Source organism: Actinokineospora sp. PR83 (assembly GCF_021056305.1).
Lineage (GTDB): Bacteria > Actinomycetota > Actinomycetes > Mycobacteriales > Pseudonocardiaceae > Actinokineospora > Actinokineospora spheciospongiae.
The window spans coordinates 136,055-155,590 of the sequence record NZ_JAJCXD010000016.1 but is presented as its reverse complement, the minus strand read 5'-3'; the positions used below and the strand labels follow the sequence as shown (position 1 = coordinate 155,590).

The window sequence follows — 19,536 nt, the reverse complement described above, 5'->3', positions numbered from 1 at the left end:
ACAGGCATGGCGCGACCGGGAGCCACCGGCGAACGCGGCTCGGACGTCCTGCGGGTCCCCGCGGTCGACGCCGCCCGCGCGATGGTCACCGCGGCGGCGCCGACCCAACTCCCCCACTTCGCCCAGGTCACCGACGCCTGGGACGAGGGCGTCCTCCCGGGCCGCGGCTCGGCGGGCTGGACCGGCGGCTCGGTCGGCTCGAACATCGACCCCCAGGTCCTCAGCGACGTCGTGTACCCCCTCCTGACCAGCACCGTCGCCCAGGTCGTCGGCGCGGCGGGCTTCGTGGGCCTGCAACGCCGCAAGTGGTGGCGCCGCAAGCCCAAGGGCCAACTGAAGTCGGCGGTCCTCGAAGTCCCCGCGGCCAAGCTCGACGAGTTCCACCGCAAGTGCGTCGCCCACGGCACCACCCTCGGCCTGTCGGTGGCGGAGGCGACCCTGATGGCCGACGCGTTGATCGGCTTCCTCCGGGACAACGGCTGACCCGCGTCGGCGGCAGCGCGCTGCGGCCGACGCGGGCAGGTGACCGGCGCGGGCTGCGGCGAGGGACACCGAAACTCCCGCGCCACGACTCCTGGGTGACCGGGGAGGGGTCAGGGGCGCAGCAGGTAGCCGAGCAGCCTGCGGCGCTCGGCGGCGTTCTCCGGCCGCGGGTTGAACACCGCGTCGAGCAGCGGCAGCACCCGGGCGCGGGCCTCGCGGGTCCGCATGACCCGCTTCCAGAGCCACAGGTTGAGGTCGTAGCGCCACTTCGGCATGGTCGCCAGCTTGAGCACGTTGACGACGTTGCCGCGGGCCTTGCCCGGCAGCGCCCGGACGTCCTCCGGCGTGGTGAGCAGCGTCTCGGGCAGCACGTCGAGGCCGTGCGCGGTCATGAAGGCGAAGTCGGTCGGCCAGGCCGCCGCCCACAGGTAGTCGACCATCCGGCACCAGCCGCGCAGGAACGTGACCTCCTGCTCCGGCCACGGACTGGTGTCGACCTCGGCGAGCGCGCCGACCACCACGTCCAGGCACGTCTTGTGCGCCTTCCACAGGGCCGTGCGCGCCGGTTCCTGGTCCGTCGCTCCGCCCTCGCGCACCAGGGTGAAGTAGGCGCTCCAGTCGGCCACCCCGGCGGCCAACTCCTCCGGCACGACCCCGCCGGTGACGTACCGGAACCGCGAGCGGGTCGGCGGGTCGGCCACCGGCAGGGCGGGCACCACCCCGGCGGCCTCCGCCCCCAGCCACGGGATGACGCTGAGCGTGTAGTTGCCGTAGCCCCACGGCGAGTCCGGGTCGATCCGCCCGTCCTGCCGGGTGCCCGCGCCGAGCCTGCCGGTGCGGAACTGCCACTGGTGCTGGAACATCAGACCCCACAGGGGGTTGTGCCGGTTGTCGGCACCGAACCTGTCCGCCGGGTTGGTGCTCTGGATCATCAGCCGGTAGGCGGCCATCCGCTGCTCGAAGCGGAACGGGTCGAACGCCGTCCCCAGGTCTTCCGCCGTCGTCCAGACCGAGTACAGGTCCAGGGTTGCGAGTTCCTCGGGGTGGGCCATGATCGAGATTCTCGCACGGATCCGGACGGTGTCCGGCGGCACGCGACCGTGCGGGCCCCCTTCGGGTTCACTTCCCCGCATCCGGAATCCGCCAAGCGCGGCAGATCCCCATCCAGTACAACACCCCTGCGTGAACGGGACCATTCCGTTCGGGGCTACCACGAGGACTGATTGCGCGACCGAACCGGTGCGCTCCGTTCCGCAAGGCGCAACAGGAGTTGCGCGAGCGACGCTTCCGGACACCGGCGCCGGCGCAACTTTCACCGCCCGCAGGAGTAGGCGGCTGTCCTCCTGGTGGCCTGAGGCGATCCAGGGTCAGCTCTGGGCGATGATCGAGAATTCCTTGCGCTGCCAGGCTCCCAGGTACGCGGTCACATCTGCCTTTGGGGTTTCGCCAGCCAACGGATCGGTCTTCGGTGCGTCAACACCGCTGCGGCGCCCGTCGATCAGGTGCCTCAGCGGCAGCGAGGCGGAAGAGGTCTTCGGCAACCACCCTTGACCGTCCGCAACATGCTCCACAAAAGGCAGGAGTAACAGCGATCTCAGATCTCTACCGATTTTCAAAAGTCCTTGATAGGCCCGCGAATACTCATCCAGGAAAGATTCTGGATTGGATTTGGCCGACCATTGTTTCGGGTCTTCGATCCACGGAGTCGGCGCTTGGAGGAGCGCTTGGAACAGCATCTCCTCCTCCTCGCCGGAAAAGCGCATTCCGTCCTTCGCACGCTGGATGAAGTAGTCGAGCAGCGTTGCCCCACTATTGCCCGCCCTGATGTTGCGGACGTAGAGGTGCTGCGGTCCGTGGCGCAGCACCAGGACGCTCAACCTCCCGTCGTCGGCCACCATGGCCCGCGGTGCGATCCTCCTCCACTCGTCATACGCGTCCCGGTTCCGCTGGACGATGTGACTGCTCATCTCAGCCAACGCCCCGGTCGCCGTTCCATCCCGATCGACGAACCGCCGCTGCAGCGCCTGTCCGATCAACAAGGCGGAATCGCGGCCCTGGGAGATCCCGGCGCTGAGGGCGTCGACGAGCGTCCGGCGCACGACGAGGCGGTTGGCCTCCGAGCAGTTGTTCAGGAGCACCGAGAAGGCGTGTTCGGCGCTGGCCCTCTCGGCCAATTCCGGTGCGTGTGCGCGGAACACCGGCTTCGCATCGATCAGGTCGAAGATCTTTTCCAGCATGGCCCTGACGAATGCGCGTATGAGTCCGTGGTCGGGGTAGGTGTAGCCAAGGACCTGGGCGGCGAACCTGTGATAGTTCCAGAAGTTCGACGGGTCTTCCCGGGCGGAGGCGGCCAAGGCCCGCAGGAAGTTGTCCACCCCCGCGTCCTGGTTGCGATCGAGTTGCTGCAGGGCGACCTGCGCGATCACGTCCCACCCGCCGGTCAGCACCTTTCGCCGGAGCGCCTCCCAGAGCTGCGCCGCATCCGGGTGCGTCCTCGTCAGGTGCTCCGCCGCGAAGTACTCCATGAACGTCCGGTGGGTGAAGCCGTACAAGGGCTCGAACGACGATGCTCCGACGTCCGTGAGTATCCAGATGCGCCCCGTGCAGAAAGCGACGAACCCCTCTGCCGTGAAAAAGGCTTCATCCTTCTCGAAGTTCTTCGCTATCAACTGGGTTGCCAAGATGTGGACCACCCGCTGCCTGGAGAGGGTCTGCTCGTTCTTGTTGCTCTCGACCATGAACCACGCGAGGTACTGGATCGCGGACCTGACGTGGCCGCGGAACTGCATGGGCATGGGGATTCCCCTGATGTTGTCCCACTTGTCGAAGAGCATGCTCGCGCAACGCTCGTAGACTTGGGCCAAGTTCTCCGGGATGAACCGGTCTGCGGAGTACATCGTGCAGATCAGGGCGAGCATCAAGGGGTTTCTCCGGAGTTCGAAGACCATGATGCTTTCTTTCTTGAGCGCCGCGGCGAGACGCGCCTGCTCGATCGCCTTGGCGCCACTGTCCAGGGCGAACCACTTGTCGATGTACTCCTCGACCCTGGCGGTGTCCCAGTCCAGCACAGTGCCCACGGCGAACACCCCGCTGTCCAGCGGGGCTTCGTCGTACCCGACGATGCGGGCGGTGACCACGATCGGGACCGAGGGGAACAGTCGGCTGAAGTTCTCGACGAGCCGCACGAAACGCTTCCGCAGGGCGGTGTCGGTCAGTTCGTCGATCCCGTCGAGGATGAGCACCGCACGCCCGTTCCGCAGGAGGTACTCCACGGCGTTGGCGGGTGGTTGCAGGTTGTAGGGGTCGCGGCACGCCTGCTCGACGTAGTGGACCAGAGTCTTCCTGTCGCTGCTGAGTTCGCTGGTGAGGTCCCGCACCTCGAGCAGGAACGGCGTTCTCCCCTCTGAGCCCCGCACGTTGTCGGACGCGATGTCGAACGCGAGCTTCGCCGCGAAGGTGGACTTGCCCGCACCCGGGTTGCCCAGGATCACCGAGCGGCACCCGGGGAGGATGACCGATTCGATGTCCAGCTCTTCGGGGTGAGCGTGGAAATCTATCTTCGGCGAGACGAAGAGCTGGTCGTAGGCGACCGGCTGGGTCACCCCGAGGTGCGGCAGGCGCAATGTGTCCTGTGCCCGCACCTGCCGCCGCAGGTTCTCCGCGAAGGCGTAGATCTCGTCGAGCTTGATCACCTCTTGCAGGAGCCGCGAGTTCGCCGTCGCAGCTCCGACAAGGTGCGCTGCCGACGCGGCCGTGGTCGGACTTATGCGTCGACCCGCGAAATGGGTGTCGATGATACTCCGCGTCGCCACGCTGAAAGCCTCTGTGATCACATCGGTGGCAGTGATCACCAGTTCAGCGCGGAGCCGGACGTTGTTCCGCAGACCGTACCTGATCTGCTGACGCACCTCGACCCGAAGTTCTTCATATCGAGGTTTGTTGTGGCTCACACCCAAGACGTATTGGAATACCACTTCCTCGAACTCGGCCGACGTGAGGTAGTTGTGAAGTCGGGAGACTTCTTCGTTGGTCAATTCACCGACCAATGAGTCGACAACCAGAGTTGCAACCGTGGGACGGGACTCATGATGGGACTTGGCAATGCGGCGCTTCTGGGAAATTTTTCCGAACAGCTTTTCGCCGACACCCGTGATGGTGCGCAGCATCGCGGACTCGAGAGACACCGTCACACCCCAGGGCTGAACGCTTGACCGGGCCTTGAACCCTACCAGGATGCAGCGCTCGAACGCTTGTCCTTGGTCGCGCGCGGAACCCCTGCGCGGCCGAGTTGAGGTGCGCCCGGGTCCGACGAGAACCTGGTCCACGCTCCAGCAGCGCGGGAGGCGCTCGACGGCGCGGGTCACGGTTCGGTGCAGGCGTCCGAGGTGCTGCGCCGGTCGGCGAGGAAGATCGTCTGGGCCATCATCCGGTAGCCGGACATGCCCTCGCGCAGGGTTTCGATCGACTCCTCCGGGTGCACGGAGTCGATGACCGCGTGCGGGCCGACGGCGTTGAACTGGTGGGAGACACCGCGTGGGATCTGCATGTCCACCCAGGAGTTCTCCGGCACCACCACGGTGTGCCGGTCCCTGGGCACCGGGGCGTCGGGCAGGGCGTCGACGAAGGTCCGGAGGGGGGCGCCGGGCCAGTGGGCGTCGAGGACGGTGATGGGGACCAGGCTGGAGACGCGGATGGTGGTGGCGGGGCCGGTCATCATCCGCACGAACCGGAGGCCGGTGTGCAGGTGCATGCGGGAGCAGACGCCGCGTTCGCGCACGTCGTAGAAGTCCATCAGGTAGCGGTCGGCGAAGAAGCCCTCGAAGGGGGCCTCCGCCATGTACACGTCGCCCTCCTCGAACTCCTGGGCGCGCTTGAGGGCTCCCGGTGGGGTCGGCGACTCGCGCTCGCGGGCGTGCGCCTCGCGCACCACCCCGGCCAACGCGGTCACCACGGCCAGCGCCGGTTCGGGCGGCAGCCGCAGCAGCGGGGTGAGCCGGTTGCGGTCGGGGTCGGTGTGCGTGGCGAGGTCGATGTGTTCGTCCTCGTGGTCCGGGGAGCGCTTCATCCGGGTCATCGGGTGCACCTCACTTCGCTGGGGTGGTCGTCCGGTCGGTCCACAGCAGACCGCCGAGGTCGTGCCGCCCGGCCCGCAGGACGGCGGCGCCGCGCGGGCCGGAGCGCGCCGCCTGCCACGCCCACCGGTCGAACGCGGCGCACACCGGGTCGTCGTCGGCCCGCACGGGTGGGCAGCGCGGGACCAGGGCGGCCAGCGGGCCGGTGTCGATCTCCTCCGCGCAGGCGGCGGCGTGGCCGAGGAGCCGTTCGTAGCGGCTCGGGGAGATGCGCCTGGTCACCAGTGCGCGGCCCATCGCGGTGCGCATCGGCTTGCCGGTGGCGGTGGCCCGGTACCCGCCGAAGGCCAGCACCGAGGGGCGGACCGCGGCCCGTTCGACGACCGCGCGGACGGCGTCGATCGACTGGTCGGTGGCCACCAGCCCGACGTCGTGGCCGAGGGCGGGTTCGGGCACGGCGACCGCGGCGTACACCCCGGGCAGCGCCCAGTCGCGTTCCAAGTCGACCGGGTGGTGCTTCTCCCCGCCGCGGTCGATGCGCTCGGTGCGCCTGCCGCGCAGCACCAGGAGCCCGTCGCGCCACTCGCCGAGGTCGCCGGTGCGCAGCCAGCCGTCCTCGGTGACCGCGGCGGCGGTGGCGGCCGGGTCGTCCCAGTAGCCGTCCACCAGGTCGGGGGTGCGCAGCCACACCTCCCCGGCTTCGATCCGCACCTCCGTCCCCGGCAGCGGGACACCGACCGGCGGGTGGGCGTCGAGGTAGGCGGCGCGGAAGTCGGCCCCGGTGAGGCGGGGCGTGGTGAGGCTGGAGTTCACCGCCCCGGTGAGCCCGTACCCCTGCCGCAGCCGGTCGCCGTAGAGCCGGTGGAAGCAGGCGGCGAGGGCGCGCGGGAGCGGGGCGGCGGCGGTGACCAGGTAGTCCAGCGCGTCCGGCCACGGCGGGGCGGGCACGATCGCGGCGGTGCGCGCCCCGCCGCGATCGAGGTCGGCGAGGTGGCCCGCGGGGTCGAACGTGGTGTGCAGGACCAGCGGACTGCCGGTGGTGTGCGTGCCGAGCAGCGACAACACGAGTGCGTTGCAGTGGTACAGCGGCAGGCAGGTGCCGTGCGGGCGGTCGGGGGTGATGTCGTGCAGCTCGGCGGTCTTGGCGGTGTTTCCCAGCACGGCGCGGTGGTGGGCGATGTCGAGGAGGTGTTCGGTGAGGTGGCCGCCGATGAGCGGGCACCAGTCGGCCCAGTCCGGCACCGCGGTCGGGCCGGTGGTGGCCAGGTGGACGGCGTCGCCGGGGTAGGGCTCGGGCCGGTGCCCGGACATCAGCCGGGCGTGGCGGCGGGACATGGCCACCAGGCGGTCGACGTCGTCCTCGGTGAACGTGGCGAGCAGGCTGCCCTCGCACCGCAGCAGCGCGGACACCTCGGGGTGGGTCAGCCGCTCCGGCGGGTACTCGTCGTCGCGGTGGCCCGCGGCGGTGAGCACCTCCGCACCGCGGGCGCGCAGCCGGATGGCCATGGCGTGCGACACGAGCCCGCCGAAGGACCAGCCGAGCAAGTGGTAGGGCCCGTCCGGGGAGCGGGCGAGCAGTTCCTCCACGTAGGACTCCGCCGGCTCCTCGATGGAGCCGGGGCCGGTGTGGGTGCGCGGGTCGTCGGCGTCGATGCCGTAGACCGGGTGGGTGCTGTCGATGTGGCCGAGCAGCCCGGCGTAGAGCCCGCTGATGCCGGACGGGGAGTGCACGCGGAACACCGGCGCCCCCATGTCGGCGTACCCCTCCCAGAGGTAGGAGGAGTCCGGAGCGGCCTGCTCGGCGAACCAGATTCCCGCCTGGGCGGCGAGAACGGGCAGGTCCTCCAAGGTGATCAGTTCCCCTCGACTCGGGCGGACTGGTCATGACTCCGGGCGACCTCGACGTTACACAAAGATCCCGTAAAGCAAAGTAATGCACTGGTAAAGTGACTTGTGTCATGCCCGTCCCCAGAGGCAGGGCGTTCGATCGCTGCTGCGATTGGCGGTGCTACGCCGTGCGGCGGCTCCCTAGGCTGACCGCAGGAATGCGGCGCAGGGTCTGGAGGAACGACGTGTCCCCTTTTCGCACGACGCGCAAGCGGCGGTTCGGGCGTGTGCTCGCGGTGGTCCTGGCGGCCCTGGTGATGCTCGTCGGGGTGTTCGTGACCTCAGCCAGCGCGTGCTCGTGCTTCCCCGACGGCGAGGGCTCGCGTTACGCCCGGGCGGACCACGTCTTCACCGGCCTGGTCCTGGGCAAGGAAACCCTCACGGGCACCGACCCGGACAACACGCAGGACGACGTGATCCGCTACCGGGTCCTCCGGTTGCAGACCTACAAGGGGCAGCCGCCGATCCTGGTGAACGTCGACACCTCGATTTCGGGCGCCACCTGCGGCATCTCCCTCAACGTCTGGGAAACCTACCTGGTCTTCGCCTCCGGTGACGCGAGCGACCGGGTCGTCGAAACCGGCCTGTGCTCCGGCACGCGCCCGGCGTCGCAGGGCCCGCCGATCACCGAGGAACCGCCCACCACCACGACGGTCGTGCCCACCCCGACCACCGCGGCCGTCGCACTGGCCGCCTCGACCCCCTCGCCCTGCGCGGCGGCGTAGCGCACCCCGGCCGCCTCAGCCCGCGGCGACCTCGTCGTCGGCGCGGGGCTTGAGGCCCGAGACAGGGACGAGGCCCCACTCCTCCAGCGCGGACCGGACCTGCTCGGCGGCGTCGATGTTGAGCGGGCTGCTGGTCCAGAGCGCGTAGGGGAGGTTGAGGAAGCGGCGCTGCTTGACCGCGGGGAGGTCGGCGATGCCGGGGCGGGCGGTCAGCAGGTCGATCTTCTGCTGGAAGGTCTGCGGCGGGTAGTCGACGAACAGGAAGGCGGCGGGGTCGGCGGCGGCGACGCGTTCCCAGGAGACCGCAGTCCAGGTGTCGTCGAGGTCGGCGAGGGCGTTGCGGGCGCCCGCGGCGTCGAGGATGGCCTGCGGGGCGCCGAAGCGGCCGCTGGAGAACACCGTGTCGCTGGCGCTGTCGAAGAGGAACACCGTCGGCGGGGTGGGCGCTTGCGGTGCCGCGCGGAGTGCGGCCAGGCGGGTGTCCAGGTCGGTGCGCACGTCCGCGGCCTGGGGAGCGCGGCCGGTGATGGTGCCGAGGTTGGTCAGGTCCTCGCGCAGCGCCTGCCAGGGGTCGACGATCCCCCGGGCGCGTTGGCCGTCCTGCTGCCTGCAGCTCTCGGTCAGGATGTACGGGGCGATGCCCTGGGCTCGCAGCGAGTCGGGGGTCAGGCCCTTTTCCTCGCTGTAGCCGTAGTTCCACCCCGCCACCACCACGTCGGGCCGTTGGGCGATGATGGTTTCCTTCGACGGGTACTGCGGGGCGACCTGGTTGAGCGCGTCCACGGCCGGGCCGTAGTGCGCGCGCAGGGTGGCGGTGTCGCGCTGGAGGCTGGACACGGCGGCGACGCGGTCCTGGGCGCCGAGGGCCAGCACCATGGCGATCATGTTGCCGTCGTTGACGAACAGGCGTTGCGCGGGCGCGGGGAACTCCCCCGCCGTGCCGCAGTTGGTCACCGTGGCGGTGCCGCCGCCCCGCGGTTGTTCTGGCGCGCTGCCGCACGCGGTGAGCGCGAGCGCGCAGGCGAGCACGACGGGAGTGCGGTTCACGAGTCCTCCAGGGACATCAGCAGGTGGGTGCGTCCGGTGTGCGGGTCGGTCACGGGGGTCGTGCGGACGCCGAAGGCGGCGCGGACCACCTCGGAGGTGAGGGCCTCCGCAGGCGGGAGCGCGGGTGCGGTCCGTCCACCGTGGACGACGACCAGGCGGTCGCAGGTGGCTGCGGCCAGCGAAAGGTCGTGCAGGGCGACGACGACGGTGCGGTCCAGGCCGCGCAGCAGTTCGACCAGGCGTAGCTGGTGGCCGACGTCGAGGTGGTTGGTCGGTTCGTCGAGGACCAGCACCGGGGCCCGCTGGGCGAGGCCGCGCGCCAGGGACACCCGGCGCCGCTCGCCGCCGGAGAGGTCCTCGACCGGGCGCCGCGCCAGGTCGGCGAGGCCGACTTCGGCCAGGGCCGACAGCACGATCGGCCGGTCGGCGTCGTCGGTGTCCCACGGCGCGGCGTAGGGCACGCGGCCGAGCGCGACCGCTTCGCGCACCAGCAGCCCCGAGGGGAGGTCTTCGTCCTGGCCGACGAACGCGACCCGCCGGGCCCTGGCCCGCGCGGGCAGCCGGTGCAGGTCCTCCCCGTCGACGAGCACCCGCCCCCGGGGCGGTCGGGTGATCCCCGCCAGCGCCCGCAGCAGGGTGGACTTGCCGCTGCCGTTGGGCCCGACCACGCCGACGACCTGCCCGGGCTCGATGTCGAACGCCACGTCGACCAGCACCGCCCGGCGGCCCACCGCGCAGGTCAGGCCCACCGCGCTCAGCGCGCTCATGCGCCGAACCGGTAGCGGCGCCTGCCCAGCAGGGCCAGGAACGCCGGTGCGCCGATGAGCCCCGACACGACGCTCAGCGGGATTTCGGTGGGCCGCACGGCGACCCGGGTCACCACGTCGACCCACACCAGGAACAGCGCCCCGCACAGGGCCGCGACCGGCAGCACCGCCCGGTGCCTCGGGCCCACCAGCAGCCGCGCGGCGTGCGGGACGACGAGCCCGGCGAACCCGATGCCACCCGAGACGGCGACCAGGACACCCACCAGGACGCCGAGCGCCACGAACAGCCCGACCCGCACCCGGCGCACCGGCACCCCGACCGCCGCCGCGGTGTCCGGTCCGACGAGCAGCGCGTCCAACCACCGGCTGCCCGACAGCAGCAACACCACCGCCGCGGGCACCACCGCGGCGGGCAGCAGCAACTGCTGCCAGGTCGCCCCGGCCAGGCTCCCCAGCAGCCAGAACAGGACCGACTGGGCGGCGGCGGGGTCCGGGCTGCGGAAGACCAGGTAGCTGGCGAGCGCGGAGAACGCCGACCCGAGGACGGTCCCGGTCAGCACCAGTCGCAGCGGGGTCAGCCCGCCCTGCGCGGTGGCGACCCCGAACACGATCAGCGCCGCCGCCAGCGCACCCACCAGCGCCCCCGCGGTCAGCGCGAAGATCCCGGCCGAGGCGAACAGACCCGTCGTGATCACCGCCGTGGCGCCCACCCCCGCCCCGGAGGACACCCCGAGCAGGTAGGGGTCGGCCAGCGGGTTGCGCACCAGGGTCTGCATCCCGACGCCCGCCACGGCCAACCCGGCGCCCACCAGGGCGGCGAGCAGCACCCTGGGCACCCGGAACTGCCAGACGATCGTGTCGGTGGCGAGGTCCACCGCGATCCCGCCGTGCAGCCGCCCCCACAGCGCGCGGCCCACCTCGGACAGCGCCAGCGGCTCGGCGCCGAACGCCGTGGACAGGACGAGGCTGAGCCCGAGCACCACCACGAGCACGGAGGCGGTGGTGCCGACGCGGAGCCTCACCCGCGCCCGGACCGGGTGCGGTTCCCCTCGTCGTCGTCCGTCATCGCGACCTCCTCGTGGCTTGCGCGGCCTGGGAACACCAGCGACGGGGAGGGGTCTGGCTGCCGGTCGTCGCTGAGGACGACCGATCACAGTGGCGCGACCGCTCCGGATTCCCACCGGATTCCCGCACCCGTCGCCGACAGCCTAGGGCCTACCCCCACAGCCGCTCAGCCACCCCACACACCGCCACCCCAGCCACCCCGAACCCCCCGCCAGCGCAGCGACAACCAGCCACCCGAACCCCGCAGGCGCAGCGACCAACCGGCCGCCCCGGAAACCGCAGGCCCGGCTACGAAAATGCCCGGGTGGGTGGATGTGTTTGGGTGGGGGTGGCGATCATGTGCAAGCCTGCCCGGGCTGTGGGGCATCCCTTCAGCCCCACCCTGGCACGCTGGGCCACATGATCGCCGTAGGGGCCCCGGCCAAGCACATCCACCCAGCCGGGCACCCCCACCAAACTCTCGGCGGCCGAAGGACGCGGCCCAGCCGGGCACCCCCACACAAAACCCGTCAAGCGGCGTCGCGAGGCAGGCCGAGCATGCGTTCGCCGATGACGTTGAGCTGCACCTCGGTGGTCCCGCCGTAGATCGTCATCGCGCGGCAGGCCACGACCTGGTCCATCCACCGGTCACTCGGTTCTCCCGCGACCGCCACCACCCCGGCAACACCGAGCTGAGACACGCAGAACTCGGCGATCTGCTGCCCGAACCGCATGCTGAGCAGCTTGCCGACGCTCGACGTCGTGCTCACGTCCACCCCGGAAAGCTGCTTGAGCACCGTGCGGGCGCCGAGCAGGTCAAGGACATGGTTCTCGCAGGCGAACTCACCGACCCGGTTCAGCGCTGTCGCGTCGAGGTCACGGCCGTCGGCGAACTTCAGCAGGTCCGCCAGCGTGGGATAAGAAGCGTTGCCACGACCCAAGGCTACGCGTTCGCTGGACAGGGTCGCGCGGGCGACTGCCCACCCCTGACCGGGTTCCCCGACAACGCAGTTGTCAGGAATGAACACGTCATCGAGGAAGACCTCGTTGAACAGCTGGGAGCCGGTCGCCTCACGGAGGGGGCGCACGGTGATGCCGGGGGTGGACATGTCGAGGATGAAGTAGGTGATGCCCTCGTGCTTGGGCGCGTCCGGGTCGGTGCGGGCGATCAGCATGGCCCAGTCGGAGAATTGGGCGACCGTGGTCCAGATCTTCTGGCCGTTGACCTTCCATCCGCCCTCCACCCGCGTGGCCCTGGTGGTGAGGGAGGCGAGGTCGGAACCGGCGCCGGGCTCGGAGAACAGTTGGCACCACACGACTTCACCGCGCAGGGTCGGCACCACCACGCGCTGCTTCTGCTCCTCGGTGCCGAAGGCGACGATCGGCGGGACCGCCCAGCCGCCCATCAGCAGTTCCGGCAGCGGGATACCCGCGTGCTTGAGCTCCTCGCTGATGACGACCTGTTCCAGCGGGTCCGCGGCGCGGCCGTGGGGGCGGGGCAGGTGCGGTTGGACCCAGCCGCCGTCGCCGAGTGCGACCAACTGCTCGTCCGGGCCGAGTGCGGCGATCGCGGCCAGTTCCCCGCGCACCGCCTCGCGGATCGCCTCGGCGCCGTCGGGCAGGTCGATGCGGACCTGGCGGGAGCCGCCGCCCAGTGCGTGCCGGGCGACCTCCGCGGACCACTGCGCGCTCCCGCCGAGCAGGCCGCGCAGCGTCAGCGCGCGCCGGTAGTACAGGTGGGCGTCGTGTTCCCAGGTGAACCCGATGCCGCCGAGGACCTGGACGCAGTCGGCTCCGCAGCGCACGGCGGCGTCGGGGGCGACCACCGCGGCCACGGCGGCGGCGAAGTCCGCGGTGTCGTCGCCCGCGTCCAGTGCCCGGGCGGCGTCCCAGACGCTCGCGCGGGCCCGTTCGAGTTCGACGCCCATGGCGGCGCACTTGTGCTTGACGCCCTGGAACTGCCCGATGGGGCGTCCGAACTGGACCCGGACCTTCGCGTACTCGGCGGCGGTCGTGGTGCACCAGGACGCCACACCGACCGCTTCGGCGCCGAGCAGGACGGCGGCGATGGAGCGGACCCGCTCGGCGCCCAGGTCGTGCAGCACCCGGTCCTCGGGCACCGGCACCGGCTCCCGCGTGGCGACCAGGGCGGATCGGCGGATGACGTCGAGGCTGTCGCGCTCGCGGACGTCGAGGTCCGCCCGGTCGAGGACAACCCACCGGAGCTCGTCGTCGATCCGCGCGGGCAGCACGAGGACGTCGGCCACCGCTCCCCCGAGCACGCCGGTGGTGGAGCCGGTGATGGTCACCCCGTCCGGGCCGGTGGTCGCCGCCAGCGGTTCGGCCAGGCCGACCGCGGCGGTGGTCGAGCCGTCCGCCAGGCCGGGCAGCAGGTCACCCCGCACCTTGGCGGCGGAGGCGACCAGCAGCGCGGAGGCGAGCGTGGTCGGCAGCAGGGGGCCGGGCTGCGCGGCCCGGCCGAGCGCTTCGAGGACGACCGCCAGTTCCAACAGCCCGGCGCCCGCGCCGCCGTGCTCCTCGGGCACGTGCAGGCCGAGCAGGCCCTGGGCGCCCAGCGCACCCCAGAACGGCGGCAGGCTCTCGCGGTCGGCGTCGACGGCGGCGCGCAGGACGTCCGCGCCGAGGTGGCGGGCGGCGAAGCCGCGCACGGAGTCGGCGAGCGCGGTGTGTTCCCCGGTCAGGCCGAGGCCCAGCTCGTGGGCGGTGGTCATGGTGTTCCCCTCAGGCCCAGTCGGCCAGTTGCTCGTCGATCCCCGCCACCGTCCACGGGCCGTCGGTCTCGACGGTCCGCTCGCCCCGCCAGCCGCGCAGCTCGGAGATCGCACCGCCCTGGACCGAGAACACCTTGCCGGTGAACGGGCACTTCTCCGTTCCGAGGTAGGCCACCATCGGGGCGATGTTGGCCGGGTCGAAGGCGTCGAACTCGCCTTCCTCGACCTCCTGGGCGAACAGCGCGCCCATGCCCGGGGTCGCCAGCGTGAGCCGGGTGCGGGCGATCGGGGCGATGGCGTTGACCCGGACCCCGTAGCGTTCGAGTTCGTCGGCGGCGACCAGGGTCAGCGCGGCGATGCCCGCTTTGGCGGCGCCGTAGTTCGACTGGCCCGCGTTGGGCATGAAGGTGCCCGAGGCGGACGCGGTGTTGATCACCGACGCGCGCACGGTCTCCCCCGCCTTGGTCCGCCCCTTCCAGTACTCGGCCGCGTGCCGCAGCGGGGCGAAGTGCCCCTTGAGGTGCACGGCGATGACGGCGTCCCACTGCGCCTCGTCCATCCCGGCGATGAACGCGTCGCGCAGGATGCCCGCGTTGTTCACCAGGACGTCCAGCCCGCCGAACTCCGAGACGGCCTGCTCGACCAGGGCCTTGGCCCCGGCCCAGTCGGCGACGTTGTCGGTGTTGGCCACGGCCTTGCCGCCCGCGGCGGTGATTTCGTCGACGACCTCCTGCGCGGGACCGGCGTCCGCTCCCGCGCCGTCGTTGGCCCCGCCGAGGTCGTTGACGACGACCGACGCGCCCTCCGCCGCGAACAGCAGCGCGTGCTCGCGGCCGATCCCCCGGCCCGCGCCGGTGATGACGGCGACCCGCCCGTCGAGTGTTCCCATGGTGTGTCGATCTCCTTGCCGGTCGGGCGTTCGGTCAGCGGGTGAACTCGGCCAGGCCGTCGGTGATGACCGGCTCGCCGTCCACAGTGGTCTCGTAGGCGTAGGTCCCCGGCGCGGCGGGCCAGACGCGGGTGGTCAGCTCCTGGCCGGGCAGCACCGGTTTGGCGAACCGGACGGCGAGGCGGCGCAGGTACTCCACCCGCGACCCGCCCACCTCGGTGAGCAGGGCCCACGAGGTGAACGCCATCGTGCACAGGCCGTGCGCGATGATCCCCGGCAGCCCGGACAGCCTGGCCAGCTCGTCGTCGAGGTGGATGGGCATCGGGTCACCGGAGGCGGGCGCGTACCGGAAGGTCTGGTCCTCGTCGACGCGCGCGACGACCCGCGCCACCGGGTCGGCCGCGCGCAGGGCCTCGTCGGAGGTGTGCGGGGGCGCCGGTTCGCCTGCGCTGCGGCCCGCGTCGACCCTGCGGAAGAACGCGGTCATCCACTGCTCGTTGACCAGCGCGCCCCCGGCGTCGACCGTCTCGGTCCGCACCACCACGGCGGTGCCGTTCGGCTTGCCGGTGAACCCGACGGGGCGGGCCCGCGAGGTCAGCACGTCACCGGGCCGGATCGGGCGGTGGAACCGGAAGTCCTGCTCACCGTGCACGAGCTTCGACAGCAGTTCCACCGGCGCGACCGACAGCGCGGCCGGGACCAGGGAGTTGAACACCGGCACCACCGCGAACACCGGCGGCGCGACCTCGCCCGCGCGGTGCCGGGCGATCGGGTCGTTGGTGGCCTCGGCGTACTGCGCGATCCGCTCGGCGGTGACCTCGAAGGTGTCCGGCTCGGTCCACTGCCCGATCCCGGCCTCGTCGAAAGCGGGCGCGGTCACCCTCAGCCCACCAGTTCGGCGAGCTTGGCGACGGACTTCTCCAGCTCGCCCTTGGTGTTCTTGCCGACGGCCGCGCCGATCGGGCCGACGATCATCTGGCCGGTGAACTCGGCGTCGATGTCGGCCCGGCTGCCCGCGCCCTCCGGCTTGACCGACAGGGTGAAGGAGACCTTGACCCCGGCCATGCCGGTGCCGCTGATCTTCAGCGAGCGCGGCGCGTCGTACTCGTCGACCGTCCACTCGATCTTGTTGGCCATCCCCATCACCGCGAGGACCTCGGTGACCTTCGAGCCCACCCCGATCTCCGAGGGCAGCTCACCGCTCCACTTCTGGTGGATGGTCAGCCACTCCTCGAAGCGGCTCAGGTCCGAGATGGTGGCCCAGGTCTTCTCGGGCGTGCTCGGCAGGGCGACGGTGACGTTGACCTTGGTCATGGTTGTTCTCCTCGGTTGTCGTTGTGGAGGGGTGTTCAGCGTTCGGCGGGCCGGTAGGCGGTCACCACGACCGCGCCGCCGAGCCCGATGTTGTGCTGCAGGGCGATCCGCGCGCCGTCGACCTGGCGCTTGTCGGCCGTGCCGCGCAGTTGCCAGGTCAGCTCGGAGCACTGGGCGAGCCCGGTCGCGCCGAGCGGGTGGCCCTTGGAGATCAGCCCACCGGAGGGGTTGACCACCCAGCGGCCCCCGTAGGTGGTGTCGCCCGCGTCGACGAGCTTGCCGCCCTCACCCTCGGCGCACAGGCCCAGCGCCTCGTAGGTGATCAGCTCGTTGGTGGAGAAGCAGTCGTGCAGCTCGATCACGTCCACGTCGGACGGCTCGATCCCGGCCTGCGCGTAGACCGCGCGCGCCGCGGTGCGGGTCATGTCCGCCCCGACCAGGCTGATCGCGCTCTTGTCGGCGAAGGTGCTCTCCAGGTCGGTGACCATCGCCTGGCCGACGATCTCGACCGCCTGCCCGGCCAGCCCGTGGCGTTCCACGAACGCCTCACTGGCGATGACCACCGCGCCGGAGCCGTCCGAGGTCGGCGAGCACTGCAACTTGGTGAGCGGGTCGTAGACGGTCTTGGCGGCGAGCACCTCGTCGAGGGTGTACTCGTCGCGGAACTGCGCGTACGGGTTGTTCACCGAGTGCCGGTGGTTCTTCACGCCGATCTTGGCGAACTGCTCGGCGGTGGTGCCGTAGCGCTGCATGTGCTCGCGGCCCGCGGCGCCGAACATGTACGGCGCGGGCGGCATCGCGAAGTCCTGCAACTCCGCCAGGGCGAGCAGGTGCTTCATCATCGGCTGCTCGCGGTCGTCGAAGGTGGAGCCGAGCGAGCCCGGCTGCATCTTCTCGAAGCCCAGCGCCAGCGCGCAGTCCGCGATCCCGCCGCGCACGGCCTGCGCGGCCAGGAACAGCGCCGTCGACCCGGTCGAGCAGTTGTTGTTCACGTTGATCACCGGGATGCCGGTGAGGCCCAGCTCGTAGACCGCGCGCTGACCCGAGGTCGACTCGCCGTAGACGTAGCCCACGTAGGCCTGCTCGACCAGCGGGTACTCGATCCCGGCGTCGGCGAGCGCGTTGCGGCCCGCCTCGCGCGCCATGTCGGGGTAGTCCCAGTCCCTGCTGCCGGGCTTCTCGAACTTCGTCATGCCGACGCCGATCACATACGCCTTGCCACTCACCGGGCCTCCTCGGTCGTCCGCCGTCTGCCTGAGACAGTGTGTATCAGACAGATACGCGTGACAAGATGTATCAGTTACTTTTCCGAGAAGTAGACTCCCGCCATGCCCACCGCGAACGAGCCCGCCCCCGAAGTCGACGGGCGCTCGACCCGTTGGGACGCGCACAAGGCCCAGCGCCGCCTCCAGGTGCTCGACGCGGCCCTCGCGGTGATCGAGCAGCACGGCCCCGACATCGGCGTCAAGCAGATCGCCGACCGCGTCGGCGTGCCGCGCCCGGTCATCTACCGGCACTTCCAGGACCGCGCCGACCTCGACGAACAGATCCGGGCGCACGTCATCGGATCGCTCATGGCCGAGCTGGCACCCACCCTGCGCCCGGACGGCACGGTCACCGAGGCCATCCGCCGGGCCGTCGACACCTACCTCGGCTGGATCGACCGGCACCCCCACCTGCACGCCTTCCTCGGCGCGCACACCCGCGAGGCGACCGGTGGCTCCCGGGTCGTGGCGAGCACCAAGACGGCCATCGCGGTCGAGGCGGGCAAGCTGTTCGCCGCCGTCCTGACCCGGTTCGGCAAGGACCCCGACCTCGCCCCCTCACTCGCGGTCGGGGTGGTCGGCTTCGTCGACGCGACGGTCAACCGCTGGCTGGCCGACAAGCGCCGCCCGCTGAGCAGCGCCCGGCTGGCCGAGTTCCTGACGGTCTCCATCTGGTCGCTGATGAGCGGCAACCTGGCCGCGCTGGGCGTGGCGATCGACCCTGACCAGACGGTGGTCGAACTGCTCGACGCCTGAGCCGGGGTTGTCCGGCTCACGTCACGGGCTGACTTGCGGCCCCCGGGGGCCGGGGGCGTACATGTACGGGTGGTCGCGGGACCCGGTGAGCAGTGGGCCGGTGAAGGTGTCGGCGTCCAGTTCGATGTCGAGCTGGGCGGCCACCGCCGCCGCTGCCCGGCTGAAGGCGGTACCGCGCGGCGGGTGCGCGGTGAAGTCGAGCAGACCGGCGCTCTCCAGCGCCGGGTCCAGCCCGTGCGGGTCGGAGCCCCACCTGGTGTCGTAGCCCTCGCTCAAGGACATGGCGGTGATGACCCCGTACTGCCCGAGCAGCCGCAGGATGGGCGGGTCCACCACGGAGAACACCATCGTGAGGACGTCGAAGTCCACGGACAGGTCGAGCTCGATCTGATCGAGGTAGCCCTTGGCCTGCGCCACCTCCACGGCCACCGCCCACTCACCGAGGTCCGCCACCCGCACCCAGAACGGGGGCTCGCGGAAAGCCTTCACCGCTGGATCGCTCATGGTCTGCTGCAGGGTGCGCTCGACGGCGGTGTCGGGGTCGATGTCGAAGGCGCCCAGCACCTGGTCGGAGTTCGCCCCGCAGGCGAAGGTCAGGCACCCGCCGAAGTCGAGCAGCGGTCCCAGCCAGTTCCAGTCCGCGGGTTGCGGTGTCGTGGTCACAGCGGCTCCCCCATCGGTGCGCTCGGACGACGTCGACCCGGGACGGGTCGTGATCAGGTTCTCAGAAACCGCCACCAGCGCGGAAGTCGGATCGACTGTGCCGTGCTCGAACACGCGGAATGGCCACCCCGCACGCTGCCGTGCTCGGTGTCCCCATGCGACTCTCCTTCTTTCGAGTTAATTGCCGCCAGGTCCCCGGTGGGGTACGCGAGACTTGGGCCCATGACGGTCACCCGACGTGTTTTTGTCAGCGGTGCCATGGCGGCACCGTTCCTCGCGCAGCTCGGTGGGGCGGCGTCCGCGACCGCGAGCGCCCCCCTCGACACGACGTTCAGCCTGCTCGACGGGTTGGGCGAGATCCGGCTGACCGAGTTGGCGCTGAGCCGGTTGGCGGAGGAGGAGATCGAGGTCCAGGCGGTCGCCCCGGCCACCGCGCTGGTGGGGGCCGACGGGACGACCGTCGTGGGCGTGACGCTGCCGCCCGAGTACGCCACCGGCACCGTCAGCCCGCTCGGTCAGCCCACGAAGGGTTCCGCGCGGGTGTCGGGCGGGGTGGCGTTGCAGAACTCGAAGGCGCGGATGGAGATCACCAGTATCCGGGGTTCGATGCCGGAGGGTCGCATCTCCGCCTTCCTGAAGGTGGACGACGAGTGGATCGGTGAGCAGCCGCTGTACGCCGCCGACCCCGGCGCGGTGCGGTTGTCCGTGGAGCCGGGGGCGCCGGGCAAGCCGACCACGCTCAAGGGCAGCGGCATCCCGATCACCCCCACCCAGGAGGGCGTGGACGCCTTCACCGAGGCCTTCGGGGTGGCGCTGTTCGCCGTGACCGACCAGGTGTTCACGGCGTCGGGCACCGGCCGGGCGTGGCCGTTGCCGAACCTGCCCGCCTGAC

General features: G+C 71.1%; 17 protein-coding genes and 1 riboswitch. Of the genes, 4 read left to right on the top strand and 13 right to left on the bottom strand.

Annotation, left to right across the window (positions count from 1 at the left end):
• The first annotated feature begins 6 nt into the window (after positions 1-6).
• On the top strand, positions 7-483 hold the full coding sequence (locus L6E12_RS05705) for a hypothetical protein (protein WP_236226823.1): 477 nt from the start codon (positions 7-9) through the stop codon (positions 481-483).
• Between the two features lie 110 nt (positions 484-593).
• On the opposite strand, the gene L6E12_RS05700 is transcribed toward L6E12_RS05705, so the two are convergent.
• The 4 genes from L6E12_RS05700 to L6E12_RS05685 all read right to left on the bottom strand — a co-directional run bounded on the left by L6E12_RS05700 (position 594) and on the right by L6E12_RS05685 (position 7,403).
• Positions 594-1,535 (bottom strand): Leg1-related protein, encoded by a 942-nt coding sequence (locus L6E12_RS05700; RefSeq protein WP_236226822.1) that lies wholly within the window; start codon positions 1,533-1,535, stop codon positions 594-596.
• A gap of 315 nt (positions 1,536-1,850) precedes the next feature.
• Complete coding sequence (locus tag L6E12_RS05695; protein ID WP_236226821.1) at positions 1,851-4,808, bottom strand: NACHT domain-containing NTPase; 2,958 nt, start codon at positions 4,806-4,808, stop codon at positions 1,851-1,853.
• Between the two features lie 35 nt (positions 4,809-4,843).
• Positions 4,844-5,557: a hypothetical protein gene (locus tag L6E12_RS05690; protein WP_236226820.1), complete on the bottom strand. Its 714-nt coding sequence runs from the start codon at positions 5,555-5,557 to the stop codon at positions 4,844-4,846.
• A 10-nt stretch (positions 5,558-5,567) separates the two neighbouring features.
• Entirely contained in the window at positions 5,568-7,403 is a 1,836-nt protein-coding gene (locus L6E12_RS05685; protein ID WP_236226819.1) for a thioesterase domain-containing protein, read from the bottom strand.
• Between the two features lie 224 nt (positions 7,404-7,627).
• Between L6E12_RS05685 and L6E12_RS05680 the strand changes: the two genes are divergently transcribed.
• Positions 7,628-8,167, top strand: coding sequence for a hypothetical protein (locus L6E12_RS05680; protein WP_236226818.1), 540 nt, complete (start codon positions 7,628-7,630; stop codon positions 8,165-8,167).
• Between the two features lie 15 nt (positions 8,168-8,182).
• Here L6E12_RS05680 and L6E12_RS05675 read toward each other — a convergent pair whose 3' ends face one another.
• The 8 genes from L6E12_RS05675 to L6E12_RS05640 form a co-directional block, all read right to left on the bottom strand.
• On the bottom strand, positions 8,183-9,214 hold the full coding sequence (locus tag L6E12_RS05675) for an ABC transporter substrate-binding protein (protein ID WP_236226817.1): 1,032 nt from the start codon (positions 9,212-9,214) through the stop codon (positions 8,183-8,185).
• The gene (locus L6E12_RS05670) at positions 9,211-9,981 is read right to left on the bottom strand and encodes an ABC transporter ATP-binding protein (protein ID WP_236226816.1); all 771 of its coding nucleotides are present in this window, start codon (positions 9,979-9,981) and stop codon (positions 9,211-9,213) included. The genes L6E12_RS05675 and L6E12_RS05670 overlap by 4 nt, the downstream gene beginning before the upstream one ends.
• Positions 9,978-11,003, bottom strand: a complete 1,026-nt coding sequence (locus tag L6E12_RS05665; protein ID WP_236226815.1) for an iron ABC transporter permease — start codon at positions 11,001-11,003, stop codon at positions 9,978-9,980. Before L6E12_RS05665 ends, L6E12_RS05670 begins: the two co-directional genes overlap by 4 nt.
• Before the next feature lie 94 nt (positions 11,004-11,097).
• A riboswitch (cobalamin riboswitch) is annotated at positions 11,098-11,171 on the bottom strand.
• Between the two features lie 384 nt (positions 11,172-11,555).
• Positions 11,556-13,757, bottom strand: coding sequence for an acyl-CoA dehydrogenase (locus L6E12_RS05660; RefSeq protein ID WP_236226814.1), 2,202 nt, complete (start codon positions 13,755-13,757; stop codon positions 11,556-11,558).
• A 10-nt stretch (positions 13,758-13,767) separates the two neighbouring features.
• Entirely contained in the window at positions 13,768-14,646 is an 879-nt protein-coding gene (locus tag L6E12_RS05655) for an SDR family oxidoreductase (RefSeq protein WP_236226813.1), read from the bottom strand.
• Between the two features lie 34 nt (positions 14,647-14,680).
• The gene (locus L6E12_RS05650) at positions 14,681-15,526 is read right to left on the bottom strand and encodes a MaoC/PaaZ C-terminal domain-containing protein (RefSeq protein ID WP_236226812.1); all 846 of its coding nucleotides are present in this window, start codon (positions 15,524-15,526) and stop codon (positions 14,681-14,683) included.
• Positions 15,527-15,528: 2 nt separating this feature from the next.
• Positions 15,529-15,960 (bottom strand): SRPBCC family protein, encoded by a 432-nt coding sequence (locus L6E12_RS05645; protein ID WP_236226811.1) that lies wholly within the window; start codon positions 15,958-15,960, stop codon positions 15,529-15,531.
• 35 nt (positions 15,961-15,995) lie between these two features.
• Positions 15,996-17,186 carry a lipid-transfer protein gene (locus L6E12_RS05640; RefSeq protein ID WP_236226810.1) on the bottom strand — a complete coding sequence of 397 codons (1,191 nt, stop codon included), beginning with the start codon at positions 17,184-17,186 and terminating at the stop codon, positions 15,996-15,998.
• Between the two features lie 102 nt (positions 17,187-17,288).
• Between L6E12_RS05640 and L6E12_RS05635 the strand changes: the two genes are divergently transcribed.
• Positions 17,289-17,981, top strand: a complete 693-nt coding sequence (locus tag L6E12_RS05635) for a TetR/AcrR family transcriptional regulator (protein ID WP_236226809.1) — start codon at positions 17,289-17,291, stop codon at positions 17,979-17,981.
• A 21-nt stretch (positions 17,982-18,002) separates the two neighbouring features.
• Here the strand turns inward: L6E12_RS05635 and L6E12_RS05630 are convergent, their stop codons facing one another.
• On the bottom strand, positions 18,003-18,644 hold the full coding sequence (locus L6E12_RS05630) for a hypothetical protein (protein ID WP_236226808.1): 642 nt from the start codon (positions 18,642-18,644) through the stop codon (positions 18,003-18,005).
• A gap of 222 nt (positions 18,645-18,866) precedes the next feature.
• Between L6E12_RS05630 and L6E12_RS05625 the strand changes: the two genes are divergently transcribed.
• The gene (locus L6E12_RS05625; protein WP_236226807.1) at positions 18,867-19,535 is read left to right on the top strand and encodes a hypothetical protein; all 669 of its coding nucleotides are present in this window, start codon (positions 18,867-18,869) and stop codon (positions 19,533-19,535) included.
• Position 19,536 lies beyond the last annotated feature (1 nt).

Coding starts and splice junctions, on each gene's coding strand:
- L6E12_RS05645 (WP_236226811.1), bottom strand. CDS start 15,960: ATGACCAAGGTCAACGTCACCGTCGCCCTGCCGAGCACGCCCGAGAAG.
- L6E12_RS05635 (WP_236226809.1), top strand. CDS start 17,289: ATGCCCACCGCGAACGAGCCCGCCCCCGAAGTCGACGGGCGCTCGACC.
- L6E12_RS05660 (WP_236226814.1), bottom strand. CDS start 13,757: ATGACCACCGCCCACGAGCTGGGCCTCGGCCTGACCGGGGAACACACC.
- L6E12_RS05655 (WP_236226813.1), bottom strand. CDS start 14,646: ATGGGAACACTCGACGGGCGGGTCGCCGTCATCACCGGCGCGGGCCGG.
- L6E12_RS05700 (WP_236226822.1), bottom strand. CDS start 1,535: ATGGCCCACCCCGAGGAACTCGCAACCCTGGACCTGTACTCGGTCTGG.
- L6E12_RS05690 (WP_236226820.1), bottom strand. CDS start 5,557: ATGACCCGGATGAAGCGCTCCCCGGACCACGAGGACGAACACATCGAC.
- L6E12_RS05670 (WP_236226816.1), bottom strand. CDS start 9,981: ATGAGCGCGCTGAGCGCGGTGGGCCTGACCTGCGCGGTGGGCCGCCGG.
- L6E12_RS05625 (WP_236226807.1), top strand. CDS start 18,867: ATGACGGTCACCCGACGTGTTTTTGTCAGCGGTGCCATGGCGGCACCG.
- L6E12_RS05705 (WP_236226823.1), top strand. CDS start 7: ATGGCGCGACCGGGAGCCACCGGCGAACGCGGCTCGGACGTCCTGCGG.